The sequence below is a fragment of the Paramagnetospirillum caucaseum genome (assembly GCF_000342045.1).
GTDB classification, from domain to species: Bacteria; Pseudomonadota; Alphaproteobacteria; order Rhodospirillales; family Magnetospirillaceae; genus Phaeospirillum; species Phaeospirillum caucaseum.
In genome coordinates this window covers 1-577 of record NZ_AONQ01000198.1, presented here as the reverse complement: position 1 = coordinate 577, position 577 = coordinate 1, and the positions used below count along the sequence as shown (strand labels likewise).

General features: G+C 64.0%; 1 pseudogene. It reads right to left on the bottom strand.

Annotation, left to right across the window (positions count from 1 at the left end):
- Positions 1 to 433 (bottom strand): annotated as a pseudogene (locus tag H261_RS22990) (electron transfer flavoprotein subunit alpha/FixB family protein); the annotation flags it as partial.
- Between the last annotated feature and the right edge of the window lie 144 nt (positions 434 to 577).

Genomic DNA, 577 nt, shown 5'->3' with positions numbered 1-577 from the left:
TCACCTTCGTCGCGTCCTTGGACTGCACGGTGGCCAGGGCGTTGCCGGCATAGATCGGGCGGATGAAGGTGTCGGGCGACACCACGCCGGTGATCTCCGACACCTGGGCCACGTCCAGCAGGGCGGCGACGCGGGGCGCCACGTTCTTGCCCCCGGTGGTGGCGGCGGCCAGGATGTGGGAATAGGCGCCGGCCAGCGACACGATCAGCGCCGCCAGCGGCTCGGCCAGATGGTTGGCGTAGAGCGCCGCATCGGCGGTGAGAACCTTGGCCACCCCGGCGATCCTCGCCGCGGCATCGGCCACGGCGGCGACGCCCGACCCGGCCACCAGCACATGAATCTCGCCGCCGATCTTCGACGCGGCGGTGACGGTGTTGAGCGTGGCGGCCTTCAGCGCGCCGCCTTCATGTTCTGCCAGAACCAGAATGGTCATGGTTCGGATGTCCTTCTCGGTTTTGATTCCAGACCCGTGTTTGATTCGGGCCACAGATGAACACGGATAAACACGGATAAGAAATCTTATACGCCAAAGGCGCGATCATCCCTTTTTTCATCTGTGTTCATCTGTGTTCATCTG